Below are 24,205 nucleotides of genomic sequence, written 5' to 3' on the forward strand. Positions count from 1 at the left end.
CGCTGGCCCGCATGATGGGCTAGATCGCAGGACGACTAGACTGCGAGACGATTCATGACCAGCCAGACGCGCGCCCGCGCCGCCATCATTCTCGCCGCCGGCCAGGGTACGCGGATGAAGTCGCCGCTGCCCAAGGTGCTCCACCCCGTCGCCCACCGCGCCATGCTGGACCACGCCATCGATGCGGCGGAAGGCCTGGGGTGCGAACGCATCGTCGTCGTGGTCGGCAATCACTCGCCGGAGGTCCGGGCCCATGTCGTCAAACGGCTGGGCGAGGCCGCCATTGCGGTCCAGGACCCGCCGCTCGGCACCGGCCACGCCGTGCGCGCCGCCGAACAGGCGCTGGCCGACTTCGACGGCGAGGTGGTCGTCACCTATGGCGACGTGCCGTTGCTAAAGGCCGCCGACATCGAGCCCGTCTTTAATGCCGACGGCGTCACCGTCATCGGGTTCGAGGCTCGCGATCCGGGCGCCTACGGCCGTCTGATCGTCGAAGGCGACACCCTGACCGCCATCACGGAGGCCAAGGAGGCGTCGGCCGAGATTCTCGCCATCACCGCCTGCAACTCGGGTGTCATGGCTGCGCCGGCCGGCCTGCTCTTCTCGTTGCTGGCCGAGGTGAAGAACGAAAACGCCAAGGGCGAATACTATCTGACGGATGTCGTCGCTCTGGCGCGCCAGGGCGGCCACCCGACCCGCGCCGTATTCGCCGCTGAGGACGCGGTAATGGGCGTCAATTCCCAGGCCGAGTTGGCTCAGGCCGAAGCCTTGTTCCAGAGCGTGCAGCGCGACACCTTCCTGGCGGCCGGCGTGACGATGGCTGCGCCCAACACCGTTCATTTCTCCTGGGACACCCAGATCGGCGGCGGGACCGTGATCGAGCCGTTCGTCGTCTTCGGTCCCGGCGCGGTGATCGAGGGCGGCGCGCGCATTCGCAGCTTCAGCCATATCGAAGGCGCGCGGGTTGCGGCGGGCGCCGAAGTCGGTCCTTACGCGCGCCTGCGTCCCGGCGCGGACTTGGCGACGGGGGTCAAGGTCGGCAATTTCGTCGAGGTCAAGAACGTCAGGATGGCAGAGGGCGCGAAGGCCAATCACCTAGCCTACCTGGGCGACGGGTCGGTCGGTGCGGGCGCCAACGTCGGCGCAGGGACCATCTTCTGCAACTACGACGGCTTCAACAAAGCCCAGACCCAGGTCGGCGCCGGCGCCTTCATCGGATCGAACTCCAGCCTGGTGGCCCCGGTGGTGATCGGCGACGGCGCCCTGATCGCCTCCGGCTCTGTCATCACCGAGGACGTGCCCGCCGACGCCATGGCCTTTGGCCGCGCCCGCCAGACCGTCAAACCCGAAGCGGCCGCGGCCTTCCGTGTCGAAGCCAAGGCCAAGAAGGCTGCGAAATCCAAATGAGCGACCTCCAGAAGAAGAACGCCGGCGAGGCCGCCGCCGCCCATGTCGAGGCCGGCATGATCGTCGGCCTGGGCACTGGCTCGACGGCCGCCTGGTTCGTCAAGGCGCTGGCGGCGCGGAACCTGTCGGGTCTGCGTTGCGTCCCGACATCAGAGAAGACCGCAGACCTGGCGCGCGAACTGGGTCTGACGTTGTCGACGCTGGAAGACACGCCTCGCATCGACCTGACCGTGGACGGCGCCGACGAGATCGGGCCTGGCCTGGCGCTGATTAAGGGGGGCGGCGCGGCCCTGCTGCGCGAGAAGCTGGTGTGGGAGGCCTCGGCCCGTTGCATCGTCATCGCCGACGCGGCCAAGGTCGTGCCTGTGCTGGGAACCTTCCCCCTTCCGATCGAGGTCGTCGCCTTTGGTCACAAGACGACGGCCAACCGCATCGCCGATGTGCTGATCGACCACGACATCAACCAGCCGGCGCGCGTGCGGCAGGCGGATTGCGGTCTGGTTCGCACAGACGGCGGCAATCTGATCTATGACGCGGGCTGCAAGGCGATCCACGATGCGGTCCGTCTGGCCGACGATCTGAAACTGATCACCGGCGTGGTGGAGCACGGGCTGTTTCTGGACCTCGCGGACCTCGCCATCATCGGGACGGACGAGGGCGTTGAGGAACGTCTTCCCTAAGACACGCCCCGGCGGCTCAGCACCGCCGGAACCGTGCGCGCCAAAATGGCCAGATAGACGCCGACGGTGCGGTTTCTGACGAACCAGACATCCATCGCCACGCGGCGCGGATAGGGCACGGCGTTGCGCCCCGAGACCTGCCACAACCCCGTCAGGCCCGGCCGGACCGCGCAGTAGTCGGCCAGTCGACGGCCGTATCGCGCCGCCTCGTCGATCACGATCGGTCGGGGGCCGACCAGCGACATCTCGCCTCTCAACACATTGATCAGCTGCGGCAGTTCATCCAGGCTGGACCGTCTCAACAGGCGGCCCAGTGGTGTGACGCGCGGATCGTGCGTCAGCTTTCGCATCGCCTGCCATTCCGGGTCAGCGGCTGACGGCAAGACTTGCTCCGCGCCCATCCTCATGGAGCGAAACTTCAGACAGTCGAATAGTCGGCCGTCGCGCCCGATCCGCTGCTGGCGAAAGATCGCGGCACCTCCATCCTGCGCCCTGACGCCCAGAGCGATGAAAAGGAAGAGCGGCCAGGTCAGAAGCAGGCCTATCAGGGCGAAGGCGACATCCATGGCGCGGGTCGGGTCGTGACGAACACGGCGCCGAGACGCACCGACGCCGCGTGTCGACGTCACATCGCACCCGGCCAATTCCGATATAGACATTCAGCGCCCCCAAGCGTCACCATGACGTGGGATTGCGTGGTTGGCAATCTTGGCGCGTCGTCAGCACAGATTGGTCAGATTAGTCGCCGCCCCACCAACTCAGCGTGAATGGCGTGCGACGGCTGCTCACCGAAATCGTCCCGGTAACGACAGGCGTCTGATCGCCGAGATTGCGCCGCGCCGTCGCCAAAGCGCCCTGGTCAATCCTCGCAGACAACTCGACCGGGCCCATGCCAGGCGCAGACCCGCTCATTTGGATCCGATCGTCGGTGACGACATAGGCGTCCGGCAGAACCCTGACCTCGCCCTGCGGCCCGGTCAGCGACAGGATCAGAGGCGGCGAAGCGCGGGAGCCGCCTTCCCAAGCAGCAAAGGCCTCATCCTGTCCGATGAACAGCGATGCCACGGGCTGACTGGATGCCTCACCTGTCGGGCGATAGTCGCCCGAGATATCCCCGCTTAGACGCTGCTGGAACGTCGCTTCCGGCGTCGACGTCGCTGTCGCAGCGTCGCGCCGCTCGCAAGCGGCCAGGCTCAGCAGGGCAATGACTGCGACGACAACCCATGAGGATCTCATCGATCAAGCGCCTGGTCCAAGGCACGGAACCCGGCGATGGCGATCTCGGTCGCGCTGGTGAAGACCGACGGCGTGATCCGGTCGAAGGTGTCGCTCGGTCGATGATAATCGGGATGATAATCGACGCCCATGTACAGGAAGGGCACGCCCGCCTCATGGAAGGCGCCATGATCGGAGGCGTCGACCCAGTTGTTCTCGCCCGTATCCTGAGGAGTATCCTTGCCGAAGGCGAAGGACACGGCCCCAGACGGCGCCACGGCCTCCAGCACGGGGCGTAGATTGGGGTGCTGATAGGTCCCGGTGACCCACAGATGGCCGTCGGTCTCCGCCCGCGCAGTCATGTCGAAGTTCAGGTTCAGGCTCAGTGACGACAGAGGCACCGGCGGCGCCTTGACGAATTCGCGAGCGCCCAACAGCCCCCGCTCCTCGCCGTCCAGCGCGACGATCAGCACGCTGTGCGCCGGCGGTTGGGCCTTCAGCCGCGCCGCCAGTTCCAGCATCGTCGCCACGCCCGAGGCGTTGTCGTCGGCCCCGTGGAAGATCTGGCCGTCATTGATGCCGACGTGGTCGTAGTGGGCCGTCACCACAATATAGCGGTCGGCGACGCGGGTTCCTGGGATCAGGCCGACGATGTTCACGCCGCTGAAGGTCTTCACGCCCTCGCGCGTGCGGCCCGGCGTCTCAAACCGCTGCAAACGCCCGAACGGCGGCGCTTGAACGCCCATGGCCTCCAGCCGCGAGACGATGTAGGCGCGCGCCCGCTCGCCGCCTTCTGAGCCCGTGTCGCGGCCCTGCATGTCGTCGGCCGACAGGATGCGCACGTCCTCCAGCAGTTGGCTCGTACCGGTCGCGACGGCGCTCGGCGCAATCGGCGCCGTCGCGGGAACGGCGGCGCAACCGCTGACGATTAGGGCGCCGGCGACGAAAAGGCAGAGGGTCGAACGAGTCATACAGGCTCCGATAGGGACGCGCGAACCTAGCGAAGAGCGGACGGCGCGTCAGCCTACGGTTCTGTCATCATCGGCTTTGCGCGATGCACGGGCGGCGCGTCAGATGATATGACGACGACCATGGCCAACGCGATTCCTCTCGAAGTCCCCGTCGACGACCTTACCGCCGAGGCGGCTGCCGAGGCCCTGGCCTGGCTGGCCGCCGAAATGGCCCGTCACGACGCGCTGTACAACGAGGCGACGCCCCAGATTTCCGACGCGGAATACGACGCCCTGCGTGCGCGCAACCTGGCGATAGAAACCGCCTTTCCCGATTTGATCCGTTCAGACTCGCCGTCGAACAAGGTCGGCGCCGCCGCCTCAACCCAGTTCGCCGAGGTGCGCCACGGCGTGCCCATGCTGTCGCTAGACAACGCCTTCGACGAGGGCGAGGCGCGCGACTTCGTGGCCCGGATCGCCCGTTTCCTGAAACTGCCGGCCGACGAACCCATCGCCTTCGTCGCCGAGCCCAAGATCGACGGCCTGTCCGCCAATCTCCTCTATGTCGATGGCAAGCTGACGATCGGCGCCACGCGCGGCGACGGCCGCGCGGGCGAGGACGTCACCGCCAATCTGAACACCATCGCGGATGTACAGCAGACCCTGGCCGGCGACGGCTGGCCCGACCGGATCGAGATCCGCGGCGAGGTCTATGCGCCCAACGACGCCTTCGCCGCCTTCAACGCCGCCGCCGAGGCGGAAGGCCGCCGGACCTACGCCAACCCTCGCAACTTCGCCGCCGGCTCCCTTCGCCAAAAGGACGCCCGGATCACCGCCAAACGCCCGCTGAACTTCTTCGCCTACGCCTGGGGCGAACATTCCAGCGACTTCGCCGAGACCCAGTGGGAAGCCCTGCAAAAGCTCAAGGCCTGGGGCTTCCCCGTCAACGCCCGCTCGCGCCGGGTCGAGGGCGCCGAGGGGCTGATCGAAGTCTATCGCGAACTGGAGCGCGACCGCGCGACCCTGGGCTATGACATCGACGGCGTCGTCTACAAGGTCGACCGCATCGACTGGCAACGCCGCCTGGGCTTCGTCGCCCGCAGCCCACGCTGGGCCATCGCCCACAAATTCCCGGCGCAACAGGCGACCACGGTGCTGGAGGGCATCGACATCCAGGTCGGCCGCACCGGCTCCCTGACCCCCGTCGCCCGCCTGCACCCCGTCACCGTCGGCGGCGTGGTGGTGCGCAACGCCACCCTGCACAATGAAGACGAGATCGAGCGTCTGGATGTCCGCATCGGCGACACCGTCCGCCTGCAACGCGCCGGCGATGTCATCCCCCAGATCCTGGGCGTGGTCCCGGAGTTACGTCCCGCCGACGCCGTCCCCTATGCCTTCCCTGAACACTGCCCCGTCTGCGGCTCGGAAGCCGTGCGCGAAGGCGACGAGGTCAAGCGTCGCTGCACCGGTGGCCTGATCTGCGACGCCCAGATCGTCGAACGGCTGAAGCATTTCGTCGGCCGCCGCGCCTTTGACATCGAGGGCCTGGGCGAGAAACAGCTGATCGCCTTCAATGCGCGCGGCTGGATCAAGGAGCCGGCCGACATCTTCCGTCTGGCGCGCGACGAGGCGCGGTTGAAGGCGCTGGAACGCGACGACGGTTATGGCGAGACGAGCATCCGCAATCTGGTCGCCGGCATCGACGCCCGCCGCGTCATTTCGCTGGACAGGTTCCTGTTCGGCCTGGGAATCCGCGACATCGGCGAACAGACGTCCATCGTCCTGGCCCGCGCCTTCGAGAGCTGGCCCGCGCTGAAGGCCGCCTGCCTCCAGGCCGCTTCGGGTGTGCCGTCCGACGCCTGGACCGCCCTGGCCGCCGCCCACGCCATATCGCCCCGCGTCCTGACCCTTATGGCCGAGGCCGCGCCCCCCGCCGCCGATCCCTGGCCCGAGGCGACTCTGGACATGAAGATCAGCCAGGCCTTCCCCGGCATGGCCGCCCCGGCCCGCCGGTCGCTGGCGACGATGGTTCACGACTGGTCCGGCCTGGTCGCACTGGCCCGAGTCGCGCGCGAGGACGGCCCGTCCGAAATCCTGAACCAGATCGCCGGCGTCACCGGCGTCGGCCCCGTCGCGGCGGAGGCCCTGGCCCACTTCTTCCACGAGCCCCACAATCTAAGGGTCGTGGAGGCTCTGGAAGCCGAACTGACCGAAATCCTCGACGCCGAACGCCCCAAGTCCGACACGGCGGTCGCGGGCAAGACCGTCGTCTTCACCGGCGCCTTGGAGCGTTTCACCCGCGACGAGGCCAAGGCCCGCGCCGAAAGCCTGGGCGCGAAGGTGTCGGGTTCGGTGTCGAAAAAGACCGACTATCTCGTCGCCGGCCCTGGAGCGGGGTCAAAGCTCAAGGACGCGGAAAAACATGGCGTCCAGGTGCTGACTGAGGACGAATGGCTGGCCCTGATCGGCGGCTGAAGTTGACCTAAGGGTCGGTTTTCGTTGGTGATCGCCGGGGTTTTGGCCTTGTTTTCAACCGAAACCGCGATCAACGTCCGCTTTAACGGGCGGTGCGACCGACCCGACGAAAGGGAACGACTATGAAGATCAAGATCATGCTGGCCGCAGCGACCCTGGCGGGCGCCCTCGCCTCTCCGGCCCTGGCAGGCGACCCGACCGGCCTGTGGCAGACGCCGACCAATGGCGGTCAGGTGCGGATCGCGCGCTGCGGACAGGCGCTGTGCGGCACGCTGGTGACCTCGGACCACATTCGCCGCGACGCGAATGCGCGCGACGCCAACAATCGCGACGCCTCGCTGCGGAACCGCACCCTGCGCAATCTGCCGATGCTGACGGGCTTCACCGGTGGTCCGACGGAATGGCGCAACGGCTCGGTCTATAACCCGGCCGACGGCGGCACCTATCGCGGCACCATTACCATGACGAACGACAACAGCCTGCGTCTGCGCGGCTGCATCGTGGCTCCGCTCTGCAAGACCCAGACCTGGACCCGCATCCAGTAGGATCAGGGACGCCCCACATACGAAAGGCCCGGTCGGAGCGATCCGATCGGGCCCTGTTTAATTTGGCTTGTAGCTCAGCGATTCAGCGCCGCCCGCGCCGCCTCGGCGTAGCGATGCCCTGTCGCTGCGCCCTTGGGGAAGACGGCCTCGATCCGGGCGAGATCCTCAGGCGTCAGAACGATGTCCACGGCCGCCGCGTTCTGCTCAAGAGTGGCGATACGGCGCGTGCCGGGGATCGGGATCAGATCCTCGCCCTGCGCCAGCACCCAGGCCAGGGCCAGTTGAGCGGCGGTTATGCCCTTATCCGACGCAATGGCCTCCACGGCCTCGACCAGATCCAGGTTCTTCTGGAAGTTCTCGCCCATGAAGCGCGGATTGGTGCGGCGGAAATCGTCTGCGTCCAGGTCATCGATCGAGGTGATGTCGCCCGACAGGAAGCCGCGGCCCAGCGGGCTGTAGGGCACGAAGCCGATGCCCAGTTCGCGCACGACTGCAAACAGTTCGTCCTCCGGCTCGCGGCTCCACAGCGAATATTCCGTCTGCAGCGCCGTGATCGGATGGGTCGCATGCGCCTTACGCAGGGTGTCCGCCGCGGCCTCGGACAGACCCAGGAAGCGGACCTTGCCCTCCTTCACCAGTTCCGCCATCGCCCCGACCGTGTCCTCGATCGGCGTGTCCGGATCGACGCGGTGCAGATAATAGAGATCGACGTGATCGACGCCCAAGCGTTGCAGGCTGCCCTCGATGGCGCGCCGCACATTGGCCGGGCTGCCGTTGGTCATCAGCTTGGTGCGATCGTCATTGTAGTTGATGCCGAATTTGGTGGCGATGAAGGCTTGGTCGCGCCGGTCCTTCAGCGCCTTGCCGACCAGCACCTCGTTGGTGTGAGGACCGTACATCTCGGCAGTGTCGAAGAGGGTGATGCCCAGATCGAGCGCGCGATGAATGACGGAAATGGACTGGGCCTCGTCGGCGCCGCCGTAGAAGGCGCTCATGCCCATGCAGCCCAAGCCAATGGCCGAAACCTCGGGGCCGTTCACACCCAGCCTGCGCGTCTTCATAGGGCCTTCTCCTGTCGATGTGGGGATCGGCCTGCAACAGATATGGCGACCGATGATCAGGAGATGGTCGCGGCGACGGCGGGCTGCAAGACCGGCCGCGCTTTGCGATGGTACCGCCTCTCAGGCTTGAACTGAGGACCTCCGGTTCCACAAACCGGCGCTCTAACCAACTGAGCTAAGGCGGCCCGCTCATCGCGAGGCGCGTTCTCTACCGAGGCCTTACAGGCCAATCAAGCGAAGAGTTTGGAACAGACAAACAAAAACGCCCCGGCGGATGCCGGGGCGTTCTGTCTAGTCGAAGATTGGTCCTACTGAAGGCGGAAGCGAACCGTGAAACGCGCTTGTCCACCTTGAGCGACACCATCCACCGTGCCCGGCGCAAAGCGCGCGGAACGCATGGACGAAAGCGCCTCGCGACCGAACCCGGCACCCGAAGGCGTTTCGGAAACGACGCTGCAGTTCGTCGCCGATCCATTGGCCTGAACCGAGCAGAGCAATACGACCGTTCCCTCCTCGATCCCACGCTCTTGAGCGCGAGCGGGGAATTCCGGGCGGGGCTGCCGCGACCACGACACGTTCGTGATCGTCGAAGGACGAGCCGGAGCCGGGGGAGCGGGCGGAGGCGGAGGTCCAGGAATATTGACGGGCGGACCCGTGTATTCAACCCGATCTTCCTTCTTCGTCGGCGTGATGTTGACCGGCGGAGGGGGGACGATGTTCGGGACCGGAGCCGGCACACGCACCTGAAGCTTCGGCGGCGGAGGCGTATCCGTCGGCGGAGGCGGCGGGGGCGGAGGCGGCGGAGGCGGCGGAACCGGCTCGACCAACTCGACCTCGACGGACTCATCGACGTAGTTGAACTCCTTCAGCTTGAACTTGGACTGCTGAACAAAGAAGATCAGCAACGCAAACAAGATGCTGACCACCATCAGGCAGACGATCAGCACGGGGTAGGACACCCCCATGAAGCCCTTCTTCTTGGGTACGTCGTAGCGACTGCGATGATATTCGACGTCTGTCATACTATCTCCGCATCCTAACTCGTCGCCTGGTCTTCGCCGACCAGCGCAACGCTATAGAAGCCGTTATCCTGCAGCGCATTCATGACCTGCATAAAGTCGCCGTAACGGGTGTTCTGGTCGCCCCGAATGAAGATCCGCTCATCGGCCGGGTTCCGGGATCCGATCTGTTTTTTCAGATCTTCACCCAGGGCTCCGACGTCGGTCCGGAAATCGCCCACATAGACGTCGCCGTCATTCTGGATCGAAATATAGACCGGCTTGGGCGGGTTCGGGGCCGCCTTGGCGACGGCGATTGGCAACTCAACAGGCACCGACACGGAGGCTAGCGGAGCCGCCACCATGAAGATGATGAGCAGAACCAGCATGATATCGACGAAAGGCGTAACGTTGATATCACTGTTGGCCTGAGGCAGGTTGCCAGCGCCGCCCGATTTAATCTTGGCGGCCATCCGTCTTACGCCCCCTTGTCGAGCTGACGCGAGATGCCGTTCAGCAGCTCAGCGGCGAAGCCGTCGGCGCGCGTGCCGTAAGCAGCGATGCGGGTGTTGAAGTAGTTGTAGAACACAACGGCCGGGATAGCGGCGAACAGACCGATACCGGTGGCCAGCAGAGCCTCAGCGATACCCGGAGCCACGACGGCCAGGTTGGTCGTGTTCGACTGGGCGATACCGATGAAGGAGTTCATGATGCCGTAAACGGTGCCGAACAGACCGACGAACGGACCGATCGAGCCGACCGACGCCAGGAACTGCTGGCCGCCCGACAGGCGCAGGGCCAGACCGGATTGCACGGCGGCGACAGCCGACTGAGCGCGGGCCATGGCCGAGTCGAGGTGATCGCCGGTGACCGACAGACCGGATTGACGCGACAGTTCGATTTCCTCGGTGGCGGCGGCGGCCATGTCGGCCAGCGGGTTGCCGTCGAACTCTTCCTGAGTCGAGACAGCGCGCATGTCAGCGATGGTGCGGGCGCCGCGGAAGTTCTCGAGGAAGTTGTCGGTCTTACGGTTCAGAGCGCCGAACTCGAACAGCTTGATGAGCAGCAGGGTCCACGACAGGATCGAGGCCAGCAGCAGGCCGGCCATCACGACCTTAACGACGACCGTGGCTTCCATGAACATGGAGATCGGGGTGATGTCGCCGTGACCGCCGCCGACGGCGTCGTTCACCGTTGCGGGATCAGCTTCGCCGGCAGCGGGAGCGGCGGCTGCGGGAGCCGCAGTCGAGGCGGCCGGGGTGGGCTCGGCCGGGGCCTGGGCCAGGACCGGCGAGCTCGCCATCAGCGCGGCGGCGCCGGCCATGGCGAGAAGGATATTCGTCTTTTTGCTGTTCAGCATAATTCGCCAGTTCCTGCTTGGTCTGACTCGTGGAACCAAAGGTGCGGCCATAGTCAGCGACCGCCCCCCAACCTGAAATGTTTCCTTCAACGCGCCCGTCCTTTCGAGGATCAGAGCCCGCTGAAATCTTCGGTGGAGATCGAACCGGTCGCCCGCCTCGTCTCCGCTGGTCGAACCTTCGGAGACACGTCTCCGGCGATCCGCATTAACGTCTTCTTGCGAAGGCGCCTCAACCCTTTGACGAACCCTTACCGGAGCGTCAAGGGACAAGAGGGGCTTTTAACCCGTCGAGAGACATGGAGAAAAGTTCCACCAACCGGCGCATTAGAGTGCAGCGGCGCGACATTTTGATGATGATCTGGCGTCAGATGAAGCAAGTTTGTTCAAAACGGCCATCCTGAGCGCGATCATTTCCCGATATGGCGAATTGTAGGGCTGATCGCTGCAAGCCGGCTTAAACCCAAGGGCGGCGCAAAGGCCGCAGCGCAGGATCATGCGCTCAAAACAATCGATTTTCACGGTGTGGGAAAAGATGGTGCCTGGAGGCGGGTTCGAACCACCGACACGCGGATTTTCAATCCGCTGCTCTACCAGCTGAGCTATCCAGGCGCCGACGCGGCGTCGCGAGAGGCGGGTCTATAGGGGAGGCTTTTCCGCCTGTCCAGCGCCCAATCCGTCCTTTTCGTCATCATCTTCCGCACCCTCGTCCAAGGCGACCGGAATGGCATAGGCGCCAGTGAACCAGCGCTGAAGATCGACGTCGGAACAGCGGCGTGAGCAGAAGGGCTTGTACTTGGGATCGGCGTCGGCCTTGCGGCAGATGGGACAGGAAGCCACGGCTCAACCCTCTTCTATTCGTCCGCGTCCCGGCGGGATCGCGGCATCGGCCTGGATCACCACTCGCGGTCCCAGATAGGACGCCAGCAGATGAGCGATCAGGGCTTCTTCGGGCGCGCAACGCGCGGTGATGCGTGGCGATAAGGTATCGGCCAGAAGCTGTCGCCGCAAAGCGCGTACGACAGATATGGCCCGCGTCTGGACCGAGGGGCGTCCGCCGGCGTCGAGCAGAATCTCCTCGATCGGCGTGCGACGCCAGGGAAGCGACATCTGCAACAGGCCGAATCGACTGATGGGTCCGAAGACGGCCTGGGGTTCTTGGCTGAACGTGGCCCGTGCGACCTTGGACTGCGCCTCGGCGTCCTGACCGTCCCCGACTAGGTCGATGACGACTAAACCACCCCAGTTCCGCAGGCCGATCAGCCGCGCCGCCTGCTTCAACCCCTCGCGATTCGCAGCCGCCCTTGCCTGGTTCGGATCACGACCGGGCGTCGCCGCGAAGTCGATGTCCACAGCCACCAGGGCGCGGGTGCGCTCTACGGCGAGATCGATTCCATGCGAGGCGAAACCGATCGATTGAGCCAGAGCCTCTTCCTCCGCCTCGATCACGGCGTCGATGGCCGCGATGCCAGTGATTGATTCCGCGCCGGGCGCGAGATCGCGCAACTGTTCGGCGATGCTAGGTGCGGGCTGAATCAGGCGGGGCGTCCCCTCCCCCGGTCCCAGAAGGCGAACCACCGCCCCTTTCCCGGCACGAGGTTCGGTGGTGACGACGACTTCCAGCCGCTGGCCTTGGGTAAGACGGTCGTTTCTCGGGAAAGGCAGAAAGGCGGCGGCCGGTGCGGCGATATCGACGAAGGCGCCGCGCAAGCCAGGGTTCATCTCGATCACACGCCCCACCGAGCGGGCGCCGAGCCGGGTCTGCGCCGCATCATCCTCACGATGGATCAGAAGATGAGTGTAGTGGCCGTCGCGCATGATCGCGCCACGCGTCTCGCCAGGCGTCTCGTCGAGGAAGACCTCGACTGCGCCGCTCATGAACGCCAGCCGACGCCGTGCAGAAGCTGGACGGCCTCATAGACGGGCAGGCCCATCACGGACGGATGGCTGCCGACGATGCGCTGGATGAAGGCGGCCGCCGGGCCCTGGATGCCATAGCCGCCGGCCTTGCCGCGCCAGTCGCCCGTGGTGACGTAGGATGCGATCTCGTGGTCCGACAAGGGTTTGAAGGTCACGCGGGTTTCGTTGACGCGTGACGATAGTTTTCCGTCGCGCCAGACGGCGACGCCGGTGAAGACGCGGTGATTGCGGCCGGACAGCAGTTTCAGAAAGCGTGTCGCCTCGGCCTCGTCCGCCGCCTTCTCCAGAAAACGACGCCCCACGGCGACCACCGTATCGGCGGCGATGACCACCGCGTCGGGACGGCGTTCTGCGACGACCAGGGCCTTCGAGGTGGCGAGCCGTTCGGCCAGACGCGGCGGGGTCTCGCCCTTCAGAGGCGTTTCGTCGATGTCGGCGGGATCGATATGGTCGGGCGTGATCCCGACCTGCGCCAGCAATTCGATGCGGCGCGGGCTGGCCGAAGCCAGCACCAGTTCGGGGCGACCCGCAGCCACTTACTTGAAGCGATAGGTGATGCGACCCTTGGTCAGGTCGTAGGGGGTCATTTCGACCAGCACCTTGTCGCCGGCCAAAACGCGGATGCGGTTCTTGCGCATCTTGCCGGCGGTGTGGGCGATGATCTCGTGGTCGTTCTCGAGCGTCACGCGGAAGGTGGCGTTCGGCAGCAGTTCGCTGACGGTGCCGGGAAACTCGAGCAGTTCTTCCTTAGCCATGCGGCCTCTCACGCCCGTTGAATATGCGTTCGACCCCACGCCGGGCGGGCGCGAGGGGCGGAATGGACGGGCCTAATGCCCGAAAACACAGAGATAGTCGAGGTCAGCCGCGACGGTAGAGGGCGCAGAGCAATGTAAACAGGCGCCGCGACGTCTCGTGATCGACCACGATCTTGCCGTCCAACCGCGTCTTCAGCTGCTCGGCCCCTTCGTTGTGAAGGCCGCGCCGGCCCATGTCGACCGATTCGATCTGGCTGGCCGAGGATCCGCGCAGAGCCTCATAGTAGCTGTCGCAGATCATCAAATAGTATTTGATCACGCCCTTCAGCGGCGTCAGGCTGATGGCGTAGGTGCGCGTGAAGTTGTCGCCGTCGATGTCGAACACCAGACGATTGTCCTGAAGCGACAGCTTCAGCCTGTAGGGTCCGCCCTCGGCGCCGACGGGCTCGAAGCTGTTCTTCTCGACCAGATCAAAGATGGCGACCCGACGCTCGTGCTCGATCTCGGCCGTCGCCGCCGGCAGGGTCGCGGCGTCCAGTTCGACCGAGGCCAGCTTGTGATCGGCGCTCATGCCGCAGTCCCTTCGTCCAGTTCGGGCGTGTCCAGATGGGTCGGCGCAATGCGCGCGGGCCAGCGGTCGGAAATATCCGTGACCACGGCGTCCAGGCATTCGACGTCGATTCGCAAATCGCCGCCGCCGGCGAACATCAGGATGACGCGTCCGCTCAAATCTTCAGTCGGAATGAAGTCGAGCGCGAGCAGTTCGAGCGAGGCGTCGGGGCTGCGTGACAGGCGACGGCTCTTGACCGCCAGAACGTCGCCGAACTGCATGGCGCACATCACCCGCGTCCCGCCGCACTCCCAGCAGAAGCGGCTGAAGGCGATGGTCAGGGTCCGGGCGGCCTTTTCCCAGACGATGTCGACGGGGCGCAGGATCGCGTCCTGAAGCGCGGCGGAGATGATCTGAAGATCGTCGGCGTCCTCGGCCAGCAGACGCAGCGGTTCGACCGGCGCCTTGGCTTCGGGGATGACGCCGTCGATCTCAGTGCTCATCACCTGTTCCCTTTATGCGGCGGATGTCGGCTCCGCATGCGCCGAGCTTTTCTTCCAAACGCTCAAAACCGCGATCCAGATGATAGACGCGTCCGACCGTCGTTTCGCCCTCCGCGACGAGGCCCGCGATGACCAGGCACATCGAGGCCCGAAGATCCGTGGCCATCACCTGGGCGCCGTGCAGAACTTCGACGCCGGTGACGTGCGCCTCTCCGGCATGAACCGAAATGTCGGCGCCCAGTCGCGCCAACTCCGGCACATGCATGAAGCGGTTTTCGAAGATCGTCTCGCGAACCGTGCTTACGCCCTCCGCCGTCGTCATCAGCGCCATGAACTGGGCCTGAAGATCGGTGGCGAAGCCCGGATAGATGGCCGTCTCGACGTCCACGGCCTTCAGTCGCTGCTTCGGGTCGCGCTTGATAAGCACGCCGTCGGCGGTCGGCGAGACCTCGACGCCTGCCTCGACCATCTTGTCGGTCAGCGAACCAATCAATTCGGCCCGCGTCTTGGTCAGGCGCACCTCGCCGCCCGCCATGGCGGCGGCGACGGCGTAGGAGCCCATTTCGATTCGGTCGGGAATCACCGACCAAGTCGTCCCGTTCAGCGACGAGACGCCGGTGATGGTCAGGACGTCGGTGTCGATTCCCTCGATCCTGGCGCCCATGGCCGTCAGACAGTGGGCCAGATCGCCGATCTCGGGTTCGCGCGCCGCACGACGCAGGACGGTCGTACCCTCAGCCAGCACGGCGGCCAGAAGCGCGTGTTCGGTGGCGCCGACCGAAACGAAGGGGAACTCGATCTCGGCGCCCTTCAGGCCCCTGGGCGCGCGGGCGGTGACATAGCCTTCGTCCAGCTCGATCTCGGCGCCCAGCGCCGTCAGCGCCTGCAGGTGCAGATCGACCGGACGCGCGCCGATGGTGCAGCCGCCCGGCAGGGAGACCTTGGCCTCGCCGGTGCGCGCCAGCAAAGGACCCAGCACGTTGAACGAGGCCCGCATCTGGCGCACCAGATCATAGGGGGCGAAGGTCGAGGTCAGCTCCTTGGCATGAAACAGGCTTTCCTGCCCGTCCGCGCCGTCCCGCTCGGTCACTTCGATGCCGAACTGGCGCAGCAACTGACCCAGGAACCGGGTGTCGGCCAGGCGCGGCATATTGGTCAGCAGCAAGGGCTGATCCGTCAGGATCGAGGCGGCCATCAGCTTGATGGCGGAGTTCTTGGCGCCGCTGACGGGAATGTCCCCGAAAAGCTGGGCGCCGCCCTGAATGGCGATGCTGTCCATGACGTCCTTAAGCGCGCCCGAGGCCAACGCCTCGGGGGGGAAGGTTCTCTAGCAAGCCGGCGGGCGCTTGCCAAAGGGCTGCGTGATCGCGAGCCGATGACTTTCAGTTGCTGTCGCGCGGCGCGGCCGGCGTGCGCGCCGGCGCCTTGCGCCGCCGAAGATTGGCCCGGAGCGCCGAGGCCAGCCGCATGGCCTTTTCCGCCTTAGCCCGCGCTTTCTCGAAATCAGGACCCGATTCGACAATCGGCGTCGCCTGTGCGGCGGCGGAGGGCGTATCGGCGTCATGCGGCGTGCGAGTCATGGCGCGATGATGCCGTGATCACGGGCCATGTCCAAACTTTCTTTCAGATCGTCAAAAAGCCGCTTCCCTCCCCGGAAGGGTTTGGCTATACGGCCGCTTCCTCAGTCGGGGCCGCCGTAGCTCAGTGGTAGAGCGCATCCTTGGTAAGGCTGAGGTCGTGGGTTCGATTCCCCCCGGCGGCACCATCTGAGACTTGAAAAGGCCCGGCTTTCGCCGGGCCTTTTTGATTTTCCAGATCGGACGGAAAAGTCTTCAGTCGTAGCCGTAAAGGCCGCGGCGATAGGGATCGCGGTCATCCGCATCGCCGTCTTTGCTCCAGCTGAACCCCATCGACATCGACTTGGTCGTGGTGTCGGCCCCATAGCCTCGACCGCGCCAGCCGCCGCCATAGGGCGAGTAGAAGCCCGGTCCGCGCAGACCATAGCCGCCGTAGCCGTATCCCCAGGGTTCGTTGCGGCCTTCGCGGTAGGCGAGGTCCAGGCGACCGTTCTCGCCGACCGGCAGGGACACGGCCGCGCCATAGCTGCGATAGCCCCCGGTGCCGATTCCGGCCTCGACCATGCCATGCATCTTGCGCTCGGCCGGGGCGCCCGGCTCTGCACCTTCGTCGAAGGTTGCGCCCGGCGTGCGCGCGCTGATCCAGTTCTGGATCTGCTGTTCGGTGGTCATGCCGTGCGGGGCGGCGTCCTGCGCCGTCGGCGCGGTCAGCGACGCCTCCGGCGCCGCCGTCAGCGCCTGAGCCAGTGTGGGCGCGTTTGTCGGCGCCGTCGTGACCACGCCGTCCGGATCACCGTCCGACGCCGCCAGCGCCACACCCGCCAAGAGACTTGCGATCAGCATAGGCCACCTCCGTTCGGCATCATCCTAGCACAGCGATTGAGGCCAAGGTCAGGCGATGCCGTCGCCGCGGTTGAGGGGGTCCGGCAGAGGCTCACCCTCGGCTACGAAACTGAGCGCGACCGAGTTGATGCAATAGCGGTTTCCGGTCGGCGGCGGGCCGTCGGGGAAGACGTGACCCTGATGGCTGCCGCAGCGGGCGCATTGCGTCTCTATCCGGATCATGCCGTAGCTGGTGTCGCGGATCGCGTGGACGTGCGCTTCATCGACCGGCTGGGTGAAGCTGGGCCAGCCGGTGCCGCTTTCGAACTTGGTTCCGCTCTTGAACAACGGCAGGCCGCATTCGCGGCAGCAGAAGACGCCTGCCCGCTTCTCGCCCAGCAGAGTGCCGCAGAAGGGCGCCTCCGTGCCATGGGACAGCAGGACGCGCTTTTCCTCTGGGTTCAGGTCGGCTTCGAGCCGGGCGCGTTCTTCCGGGTTCGGCGGGGTCAGGTCATAGCCCGACGGCGAACGGAGGGTTTCGGAGGTTTGGGCCAGATCGGTCATGGACTGCAAATAAGAAGGGCGGGCCAAGGGTTCCACCCCTGCCCGCCCCTCGTTCATTCGACCGACCGTTTCCTACTTATTGGAACAGCGTGCCCACCCAGGCGCGCACGGCCGCTTCGTCCGTCGCCGATCCGGTATAGGCAAGGCCCTGCGCCGGGGTGAAGGGCGCATCGTTGCCGCGCTGACGCGTGGTCCAGGCCTTATGCCCATAGGTCAGCTCGGCATAGTTCGACGGCAGGCGCAGAACGGTCGGCTCGATGAAGATCGAATCCTCCGCCGTCACCGATCCGGCCAGGCGCACGTTCGGCAGGCGCGTCAACAGATCCAGCGTATCCAGGCACCCGCTGGTGCAGCCGCCGTCGACCAGGACCACGACAGGACCCGCCACGGGGTTTGCCGCGCCCGTGTCGGCCACCGACGGGCGACCGGGCATTGTGAAGGTCGGCTGATTGGCCGCCAGGGCCGAATCGAAGGCGGCGACGATGGCCTGGGTCTGTTCAATCACCGGGCCGGACTCGGCGACGAATCGCGGGTCGGCCTGCATGCGCGCCAGGGTGTCGGCGAACCACTGACGGTTTGCGGGCGTGGCGCGGTAGGTGATCGAGCCGGCTTCAGGCTGACGGCTGACGGTGAACTCGGGCGTCCAGATGCGGTTGGCCAGGCCATAGCCCTTGCCAGTCGCATTCAGCGAAGCGCCGTTCGCCCCGCGCAGATCGATGACCAGCCCCTGCGCGCCGCGAATGGCGGGCAGTTGGGCTTCGACAGCGGCGTAGAAGGCGTCCCATCCGGCGTCGTCAGCCAGGGTGTGAACGTTGATCCACGGACGGCCGTCGACTGTCTCGACCGACAACGGATTGGCGCCCGGCGTGTAAACGGTGGCGCGATAGGCGGCTTCCAGGCTGGCGGCGTCGGCCGGCTGGGGCTGCATCTGGAAGTCGCGATCACGACGGCCGACCTTGAAGGTGCACAGCGACGGGACGCCGCCGGTGAAGGGATTGTTGCGGTTCCACAGCAGATAGGGGGCGGTGCGGACACGTCCGGCTTCCGTCGTCAGGTCGCCTTCCCAGCGATCCAGCCGCTCTTCGGCCAACTGGGCGGCGGTCTTGTCGCCGCACTTGACCAGGGTCGCCCCGAGCGGCGGCACGTTGCGAACGCCGGGCTTCACATAGGAGACGACATATTCGCCGTTGCGCCACGCCGTGGTCACGCCCGGCCAGCTGGTCGCGAAGAAGGGACCGAGGCCTTCATAGGTCGGGCGAATCGCGATGTTCGAATCGCGGAAGCCGTTGGCGTAGTAGCGCATCAGATAGGCGTGGCTGTCGCCGCTGTTCACGCGTCCAACCTTGCCTTGCGCATCCGTCAGGCCGGCATCGATCCAGCTGCGAAACGCTTCGCTGGGCGCACCGGGAATGACGGCGGCGGGATGGTTGGCGGCCAAGGCGTCATGCGCGGCCTGAAGGTCTTGCTGCGCCAGAGCGCGAAAATCCTGTGCGACAGCGGCGCCGGCGGCGACGGTCAGCGACAGAACGGCGGCCGAAGCGGCGGCGATCATTCGGTTCATGGGGTTTCCTGCGGCCTTTGATTTCAAGCTCGTGGGAAAGGTTAAACCCCATGCGTCCGGCGCTTGCCAACCCCGCCGCGCGGGATTTCGCCCGATTGTCACATGGGCTGCGGCGATGCGGCGCGCATCAAAGCGGCGCCGGCGCCTCGACCGCTGCGCCGAAGATCCGATCGAAGCTGCGCCTCAAGGCCTCGTCCGCCTCGTCCATCGTCGCCAGAACGCCGAGATCGACCAGGCTGGTGACGCCGTGTTCCTGAATGCCGCAGGGGACGATGCCGCCGAAATGATCCAGATCCGGCTCTACGTTCAGGCTGATGCCGTGGAAGCTGACCCATTTGCGGACCTTGACGCCGATGGCGGCGATCTTGTCCTCACGCGACCAGCCCGCCCCTTTGCGCTCGACCCACACGCCCACGCGACCGGGCCGGATGTCGGCCTTTACGCCGAACGTATCCAGGGCGCCGATCAGCCACAGCTCAAGCCCGCGCACGAAACACCGGACGTCCTTGCCGCGCCGATTCAGGTCCAGCATCACATAGGCCACGCGCTGTCCCGGGCCGTGATAGGTGAACTGCCCGCCCCGCCCTGTGCGATGCACCGGAAACCGGCCGGCATCCAGAAGGTCGTCGTCCTTGGCCGAGACGCCGGCGGTGTAGAGCGGCGGATGCTCCAGCAACCAGACCATCTCATTCGCCTCGCCCGCCGCAATGGCCGCGACGCGCGCCTCCATGAAGGCCTCTGCGGCCGCATAATCGACGTAGCCTTTCGACACGGCCCATTCCACCGGTCGGCCATCGTCGAGACGCAGTTTCTGAAGGGACGGGCTTAACGGCTCAGCAAGCATGACGCTTCAATGTGGTCGCCAGGGCGTTTCTGCAAGAGACGGCCCTCCAGTGAAGAGAGCTTTACGTGACCCAGATCAACGCCGTCGATGTCGAAATCTCAGTCGTGCTGGGTCGCTCGGTGCTGCCGATGTCGCAACTGCTGCGCATGGGTCGCGGCGCAGTGATTCCCCTGGACGCTGCAGAGGGCGACGAGGTCTGGATCCTGGCCAACAACTATCCGGTCGCGCGCGGCGAAATCGAGATCCGAGACGACCGCATCGCCATCACCGTCACCCGCCAGGCGGACGTGTACGACTTCATGGCCGGGTCGGCCTGAGGCTTTGATCCGCGACGTCTTTGCGTCGTTCATTTCGCCCTTTCCTTTTCCAACGGCTTCGTCTATTCGCCGCCGCTCCGATGCGAGCGGTCGTGGCGGAATTGGTAGACGCGCAGCGTTGAGGTCGCTGTGGGGCAACCCGTGGAAGTTCGAGTCTTCTCGACCGCACCATCTGGCTAAACAGGGCGATTCATCGGCTAAGTACGGCTGGACATTCTACCAAGGGAGGCGACCACGTGAGCACCACGGACACCGCCTTTGCTCCAGACGAGACGCTCGATAACGAAGACCACGCCGCCCTGGACGAGGACTATGTCCTCACCCCCCAGTTCGTCGAGAAAGTCGTGGACGCCGCCGACGACGGCGACGGCATGCGGCTGCGCTCGCTGCTGGAAGACCTGCACCCGGCCGACGTCGCTGACCTGATGGGCTTTCTGACGGCGGAACACCGCGCCGTCGTCGTGCTGTGGTTGCCGCCGGAGCTTCTGGCAGAAACCCTGCCCGAGCTGGACGACAATATCCGCGAGGAGGTGCTGGAGCGGGTCCCGCACGGCACCCTGGCCGAGGCGTTGCAGGAACTGGATTCCGACGACGCCGCCGCCGTCGTCGAAGACCTGGAAGACGACCAGCGCGAACGCGTTCTGGCCGCCATGCCCGAGGTCGATCGCGCCGCCATCGAAAGCAGCCTGGGCTATGCGGAAGAATCCGCCGGCCGCCTGATGCAGCGCGAGGTGATGGCCGCGCCCCAGTTCTGGAGCGTGGGCGACACCATCGACCACATCCGCAAACAGGGCGACGACCTGCCCGAGCTTTTCTTCGACATCTATGTGGTCGATCCGCTGAACCGTCCGGTCGGCGGCGTGCCGATCAGCGGCCTGCTGCGCGCCGCGCGCACCGTCGCCCTGACCGATCTGATGGAGCCGATCAACGAGATCGCCGTCGATCAGGATCAGGAAGAAGTCGCCTACATCTTCGAGAAATACCACCTGATCTCGGCGCCGGTCGTGGACGCGGCCGGTCGGCTGGTCGGCCAGATCACCGTCGATGACATCGTCAACATCATTCAGGAAGAGAACCGCGAGGACATCCTGCGTCTGGCCGGTGTCGCCGACGAGGACCGCGGTTCGTCCATCCCCGAGATCGTGCGCGGTCGCGTGCCATGGCTGGCGATAAATCTGGCGACGGCGGCGCTGGGCGCCAGCGTCATCGGCCTGTTCGAAGCCACCATCCAGCAGATCGTCGCCCTCGCCGTCCTGATGCCGATCGTCTCGGCCATCGGCGGCAACGCCGGCACCCAGGCCCTGACCGTGACCGTACGCGCCCTGGCGACGCGCGAGCTGAACAGTTCGAACGCCCCGCGCACCTTCTGGCGCGAGATGATGGTCGGCCTGGCCAACGGCCTGATCCTGGCCCCCCTGATCGGCATCGCGGCCGGCTTCTGGTTCCGGGACGAAGACTGGAAGATCGGCCTGGTGATCGGCGCGGCCATGATCCTGAACCTGCTGGTCGCCGCTTCGATCGGGGTCCTGACGCCCCTGACCCTGTCCAAGCTGAAGTTCGACCCGGCCGTGTCCTCGGCCGTGTTCGTCACGGCGACCACCGACTTCTTCGGCTTCTTGATCTTCCTTGGTCTGGCCACACTGGTGCTGCTCTAGGCACGACGCGGACGATCCGGCGCGGCCCTTGCTGGGAGCGGTGCGAGCGCCGCGCGCCTGTTTCCAATTGGGTCAACTGTGTCTGACGTCCTCCCCAAACCCAGCAAGGTGTCCCGCGAGGGCGTCCTGCTGATCAAGAGTTTCGAAGGCTTCCGGCCTCGGGCCATGCAGCGCAGCGACGGTCGCTGGGTCATCGGCTACGGCCACACCCGGTCGGCCCGCGAGGGCGCGAGAGTGTCCGAGGCCGAGGCCGAACTGTTGATGCAGTACGACCTGATCCCGGTCGTGAAGGCCGTGACCGATCACGTCCGCGTTCCCCTCAACCAGCATCAGTTCGACGCCCTGGCCAGTTTCGCCTTTTCCATCGGCGCAGACAGGTTCGCCGCCTCCGACGTGGTCAAGCAGTTGAATGCAGGATCTGCTCGTCAGGCGTCCGCCTCCATGAGCGCCTGGGCCGATGAAGCCGCAGCCGAGACCCCAACCCGCCGTCGTTCGGCTGAACACGCGCTTTTCAACGCCGCACCCGGCGCGCCGGTCACCCTGGCGGATCTTCTCGCAGCGCCCCTGCCGTCTCCTTTCGAGACGGACGAGCCGGCCCTGCCCGCCGTCGAAGGCGCCCTGGATGAAGCCGTCGCCCCCTTCCCGGCTCAGGACGACGTGGCGCTGGCTCAAGCGACTACGGCGACTCAGCCGCACGCCGTTTATGCCGCGACGGCTGTCGGCCCGGTCCCGGACGTCGTGCCGCTGACCGGGCAATCGGAGACCGTGTCCGTCGCTGCGCCGATCATCGCGGCCAACGACATCCACGCGCCGGTTGAGGCCAAACAGCCTGAGACGCCGTCGGGCTTCGCCAATGCGCAAAAGACCAGCGTGGTGCTGACCGCGCCGGGACTGGCCGAAGCCACGTCCGGCGACAGCGCCGCCGCACCGGCCATCGAGGGTGATGCGGCAGCCAGCGAAGACGTGCTGAGCACGCGCGAGGTCGTGGCCCGCGCTCGGGCCCAGCGGCGTTCGGGCCTGGGGGAAACCTTGACCTTCGTCATCATGGGCGGCCTAGGCGCCCTGTGCCTCGGCGTCGCCATGGCCGCCTTTCGCCGCGCGTCGATATCGAACAGCAGCGACACCGCCACGGTCGCCTGGGTCCTGATCCTGGTCGCCGCCGCCTGCCTGGGGGTGTCGGGCTACAACTGCTATCGGCGCTGGGGACGGGCTGACCGCGTCTGACAGCGCTTGGCGAAAGGCCGTGCGCGATGCTACGCCCTAGCGCATGAGCATTCCCTTCGCGCCCCAATCCATGGAATTCGGCCTTGGCGATAACGCCGACGCCATCCGCGACACCACCGCCCGCTGGGCCGCCGATCGCCTGGCCCCGCTGGCCGCCGAGATCGACGAAAAGAACGAATTCAAACGCGAGCTCTGGCCCGAGATGGGCGAACTGGGCTTGCACGGAATCACCGTCGAGGAAGAGTTCGGCGGCCTTGGCCTAGGCTATCTCGAACATGTCGTCGCGATGGAGGAAATGTCGCGCGCCTCGGCCTCGATCGGCCTGAGCTACGGCGCCCACTCCAACCTGTGCGTCAATCAGATCCGGCGCTGGGGCACGGCCAAGCAGAAGCAGAAATACCTGCCCAAGCTGATCAGCGGCGAGCATGTCGGCTCGCTGGCCATGTCCGAGGCCGGATCTGGCTCCGACGTCATGTCGATGCGCACCCGCGCTGAAAAGAGGGGCGATCGCTACGTCCTGAACGGCACCAAGTTCTGGATCACCAACGCACCCCACGCCGACACCCTCGTCGTCTATGCCAAGACCGATCCGGACGCCGGATCAAAGGGTTGCACCGCCTTCCTGATCGAAAAGGGCATGAAGGGTTTCAGCGTCAGCAAGAAGCTGGACAAGATGGGCATGCGCGGCTCGGACACCGCCGAACTGGTTTTCGAAGATTGCGAAGTGCCGGAAGACAACATCATGGGTCCGTTGGGCGGCGGTGCCGGCGTGCTGATGAGCGGCCTGGACTATGAGCGCGCCGTTCTGGCCGCTGGCCCGCTCGGCATCATGCAGGCCGCGCTGGACGTGGTCCTGCCCTACGTCCGCGACCGCAAACAGTTCGGAAAGCCGATCGGCTCGTTCCAGCTGATGCAGGGCAAGATCGCCGACATGTATGTCGCCCTGAACAGCGCCCGCGCCTATGTCTATTCGGTCGCCCGTGCCTGCGACGCCGGCCTGACAACGCGCTACGACGCGGCGGGTGCGATCCTGCTGGCGTCCGAAAATGCGGTGAAGGTCACGATGGAGGCCGTTCAGGCCTTGGGCGGCGCCGGCTACACCAAGGAATGGCCGGTTGAACGACTGGTCCGCGACGCCAAACTGTATGACATTGGTGCCGGCACCAACGAGATTCGCCGCTTCCTGATCGGACGGGAACTGCTGGGCGGCTGACGGCTTGTCTCC

Annotated in this window: 27 protein-coding genes and 4 tRNA genes; 10 read left to right on the plus strand and 21 right to left on the minus strand. The window is 65.8% G+C overall.

Features of this window, described 5'->3' with window-relative positions:
• Positions 1 to 54 precede the first annotated feature (54 nt).
• A complete protein-coding gene (gene glmU / locus ABIC32_RS13325) occupies positions 55 to 1,407 on the plus strand; it encodes a bifunctional UDP-N-acetylglucosamine diphosphorylase/glucosamine-1-phosphate N-acetyltransferase GlmU (RefSeq protein ID WP_354074494.1) in 1,353 nt (450 codons plus the stop codon).
• Positions 1,404 to 2,087, plus strand: a complete 684-nt coding sequence (gene rpiA, locus ABIC32_RS13330; RefSeq protein ID WP_354074495.1) for a ribose-5-phosphate isomerase RpiA — start codon at positions 1,404 to 1,406, stop codon at positions 2,085 to 2,087. The genes glmU and rpiA overlap by 4 nt, the downstream gene beginning before the upstream one ends.
• On the opposite strand, the gene ABIC32_RS13335 is transcribed toward rpiA, so the two are convergent.
• The 3 genes from ABIC32_RS13335 to ABIC32_RS13345 form a co-directional block, all read right to left on the minus strand.
• A complete protein-coding gene (locus tag ABIC32_RS13335) occupies positions 2,084 to 2,746 on the minus strand; it encodes a sugar transferase (protein WP_354074496.1) in 663 nt (220 codons plus the stop codon). The two genes, rpiA and ABIC32_RS13335, sit on opposite strands and share 4 nt — an antisense overlap.
• Positions 2,747 to 2,825: 79 nt before the next feature.
• A complete protein-coding gene (locus ABIC32_RS13340; protein WP_354074497.1) occupies positions 2,826 to 3,323 on the minus strand; it encodes a hypothetical protein in 498 nt (165 codons plus the stop codon).
• On the minus strand, positions 3,320 to 4,273 hold the full coding sequence (locus ABIC32_RS13345) for a M28 family peptidase (RefSeq protein ID WP_354074498.1): 954 nt from the start codon (positions 4,271 to 4,273) through the stop codon (positions 3,320 to 3,322). Before ABIC32_RS13345 ends, ABIC32_RS13340 begins: the two co-directional genes overlap by 4 nt.
• A 120-nt stretch (positions 4,274 to 4,393) precedes the next feature.
• Between ABIC32_RS13345 and ligA the strand changes: the two genes are divergently transcribed.
• Both ligA and ABIC32_RS13355 read left to right on the plus strand, forming a co-directional pair.
• Entirely contained in the window at positions 4,394 to 6,727 is a 2,334-nt protein-coding gene (gene ligA / locus ABIC32_RS13350) for an NAD-dependent DNA ligase LigA (protein ID WP_354074499.1), read from the plus strand.
• A 122-nt stretch (positions 6,728 to 6,849) separates the two neighbouring features.
• Positions 6,850 to 7,272, plus strand: a complete 423-nt coding sequence (locus tag ABIC32_RS13355) for a DUF2147 domain-containing protein (protein ID WP_039247316.1) — start codon at positions 6,850 to 6,852, stop codon at positions 7,270 to 7,272.
• 74 nt (positions 7,273 to 7,346) lie between these two features.
• Here ABIC32_RS13355 and ABIC32_RS13360 read toward each other — a convergent pair whose 3' ends face one another.
• The 14 genes from ABIC32_RS13360 to ABIC32_RS13425 form a co-directional block, all read right to left on the minus strand.
• Positions 7,347 to 8,333, minus strand: coding sequence for an aldo/keto reductase (locus ABIC32_RS13360; protein ID WP_199059293.1), 987 nt, complete (start codon positions 8,331 to 8,333; stop codon positions 7,347 to 7,349).
• A gap of 108 nt (positions 8,334 to 8,441) precedes the next feature.
• Positions 8,442 to 8,518 (minus strand) — tRNA-His (locus tag ABIC32_RS13365).
• Between the two features lie 123 nt (positions 8,519 to 8,641).
• Entirely contained in the window at positions 8,642 to 9,298 is a 657-nt protein-coding gene (locus ABIC32_RS13370; protein ID WP_354074500.1) for an energy transducer TonB, read from the minus strand.
• A gap of 71 nt (positions 9,299 to 9,369) precedes the next feature.
• Positions 9,370 to 9,804: an ExbD/TolR family protein gene (locus ABIC32_RS13375; protein ID WP_017505196.1), complete on the minus strand. Its 435-nt coding sequence runs from the start codon at positions 9,802 to 9,804 to the stop codon at positions 9,370 to 9,372.
• Positions 9,805 to 9,809: 5 nt separating this feature from the next.
• Positions 9,810 to 10,691, minus strand: a complete 882-nt coding sequence (locus ABIC32_RS13380; protein WP_017505197.1) for a MotA/TolQ/ExbB proton channel family protein — start codon at positions 10,689 to 10,691, stop codon at positions 9,810 to 9,812.
• A 533-nt stretch (positions 10,692 to 11,224) separates the two neighbouring features.
• A tRNA-Phe gene (locus ABIC32_RS13385) sits at positions 11,225 to 11,300 on the minus strand.
• 27 nt (positions 11,301 to 11,327) lie between these two features.
• The gene (locus ABIC32_RS13390; protein WP_354074501.1) at positions 11,328 to 11,528 is read right to left on the minus strand and encodes a DNA gyrase inhibitor YacG; all 201 of its coding nucleotides are present in this window, start codon (positions 11,526 to 11,528) and stop codon (positions 11,328 to 11,330) included.
• A gap of 3 nt (positions 11,529 to 11,531) precedes the next feature.
• On the minus strand, positions 11,532 to 12,566 hold the full coding sequence (locus ABIC32_RS13395; RefSeq protein ID WP_354074502.1) for a ribonuclease E/G: 1,035 nt from the start codon (positions 12,564 to 12,566) through the stop codon (positions 11,532 to 11,534).
• Complete coding sequence (locus ABIC32_RS13400; protein ID WP_354074503.1) at positions 12,563 to 13,144, minus strand: Maf family protein; 582 nt, start codon at positions 13,142 to 13,144, stop codon at positions 12,563 to 12,565. The genes ABIC32_RS13395 and ABIC32_RS13400 overlap by 4 nt, the downstream gene beginning before the upstream one ends.
• Positions 13,145 to 13,363, minus strand: coding sequence for a translation initiation factor IF-1 (gene infA, locus ABIC32_RS13405; protein WP_008261544.1), 219 nt, complete (start codon positions 13,361 to 13,363; stop codon positions 13,145 to 13,147).
• Positions 13,364 to 13,466: 103 nt separating this feature from the next.
• Positions 13,467 to 13,934, minus strand: a complete 468-nt coding sequence (locus ABIC32_RS13410) for a UPF0262 family protein (RefSeq protein ID WP_354074504.1) — start codon at positions 13,932 to 13,934, stop codon at positions 13,467 to 13,469.
• Positions 13,931 to 14,416: a DUF2948 family protein gene (locus tag ABIC32_RS13415; protein ID WP_066551770.1), complete on the minus strand. Its 486-nt coding sequence runs from the start codon at positions 14,414 to 14,416 to the stop codon at positions 13,931 to 13,933. The genes ABIC32_RS13410 and ABIC32_RS13415 overlap by 4 nt, the downstream gene beginning before the upstream one ends.
• On the minus strand, positions 14,406 to 15,695 hold the full coding sequence (gene murA, locus ABIC32_RS13420) for a UDP-N-acetylglucosamine 1-carboxyvinyltransferase (protein ID WP_354074505.1): 1,290 nt from the start codon (positions 15,693 to 15,695) through the stop codon (positions 14,406 to 14,408). The genes ABIC32_RS13415 and murA overlap by 11 nt, the downstream gene beginning before the upstream one ends.
• Before the next feature lie 103 nt (positions 15,696 to 15,798).
• Positions 15,799 to 15,996 carry a hypothetical protein gene (locus tag ABIC32_RS13425; RefSeq protein WP_017505204.1) on the minus strand — a complete coding sequence of 66 codons (198 nt, stop codon included), beginning with the start codon at positions 15,994 to 15,996 and terminating at the stop codon, positions 15,799 to 15,801.
• Between the two features lie 110 nt (positions 15,997 to 16,106).
• Here ABIC32_RS13425 and ABIC32_RS13430 point away from each other — a divergent pair.
• Positions 16,107 to 16,181: transfer RNA gene (locus ABIC32_RS13430), tRNA-Thr, on the plus strand.
• Between the two features lie 67 nt (positions 16,182 to 16,248).
• On the opposite strand, the gene ABIC32_RS13435 is transcribed toward ABIC32_RS13430, so the two are convergent.
• From ABIC32_RS13435 to lipB, 4 genes are all read right to left on the minus strand, one after another.
• Entirely contained in the window at positions 16,249 to 16,836 is a 588-nt protein-coding gene (locus ABIC32_RS13435; protein WP_354074506.1) for a hypothetical protein, read from the minus strand.
• A 48-nt stretch (positions 16,837 to 16,884) separates the two neighbouring features.
• On the minus strand, positions 16,885 to 17,379 hold the full coding sequence (gene msrB / locus ABIC32_RS13440) for a peptide-methionine (R)-S-oxide reductase MsrB (RefSeq protein WP_354074507.1): 495 nt from the start codon (positions 17,377 to 17,379) through the stop codon (positions 16,885 to 16,887).
• Between the two features lie 76 nt (positions 17,380 to 17,455).
• Positions 17,456 to 18,940, minus strand: a complete 1,485-nt coding sequence (locus ABIC32_RS13445) for a hypothetical protein (RefSeq protein WP_295209553.1) — start codon at positions 18,938 to 18,940, stop codon at positions 17,456 to 17,458.
• Positions 18,941 to 19,067: 127 nt separating this feature from the next.
• Entirely contained in the window at positions 19,068 to 19,784 is a 717-nt protein-coding gene (gene lipB / locus ABIC32_RS13450; RefSeq protein ID WP_112861764.1) for a lipoyl(octanoyl) transferase LipB, read from the minus strand.
• Positions 19,785 to 19,849: 65 nt separating this feature from the next.
• Between lipB and ABIC32_RS13455 the strand changes: the two genes are divergently transcribed.
• The 5 genes from ABIC32_RS13455 to ABIC32_RS13475 all read left to right on the plus strand — a co-directional run bounded on the left by ABIC32_RS13455 (position 19,850) and on the right by ABIC32_RS13475 (position 24,193).
• Complete coding sequence (locus ABIC32_RS13455) at positions 19,850 to 20,101, plus strand: FliM/FliN family flagellar motor switch protein (protein ID WP_017505209.1); 252 nt, start codon at positions 19,850 to 19,852, stop codon at positions 20,099 to 20,101.
• An 86-nt stretch (positions 20,102 to 20,187) separates the two neighbouring features.
• Positions 20,188 to 20,272: transfer RNA gene (locus ABIC32_RS13460), tRNA-Leu, on the plus strand.
• Between the two features lie 65 nt (positions 20,273 to 20,337).
• Positions 20,338 to 21,756, plus strand: a complete 1,419-nt coding sequence (gene mgtE / locus ABIC32_RS13465; RefSeq protein WP_354074508.1) for a magnesium transporter — start codon at positions 20,338 to 20,340, stop codon at positions 21,754 to 21,756.
• 78 nt (positions 21,757 to 21,834) lie between these two features.
• On the plus strand, positions 21,835 to 22,980 hold the full coding sequence (locus ABIC32_RS13470; protein ID WP_354074509.1) for a glycoside hydrolase family protein: 1,146 nt from the start codon (positions 21,835 to 21,837) through the stop codon (positions 22,978 to 22,980).
• A 43-nt stretch (positions 22,981 to 23,023) separates the two neighbouring features.
• Positions 23,024 to 24,193: an isovaleryl-CoA dehydrogenase gene (locus ABIC32_RS13475; RefSeq protein ID WP_354074510.1), complete on the plus strand. Its 1,170-nt coding sequence runs from the start codon at positions 23,024 to 23,026 to the stop codon at positions 24,191 to 24,193.
• Positions 24,194 to 24,205: the final 12 nt, after the last annotated feature.

This window comes from Brevundimonas sp. 1080 (assembly GCF_040545985.1).
Taxonomy (GTDB): domain Bacteria; phylum Pseudomonadota; class Alphaproteobacteria; order Caulobacterales; family Caulobacteraceae; genus Brevundimonas.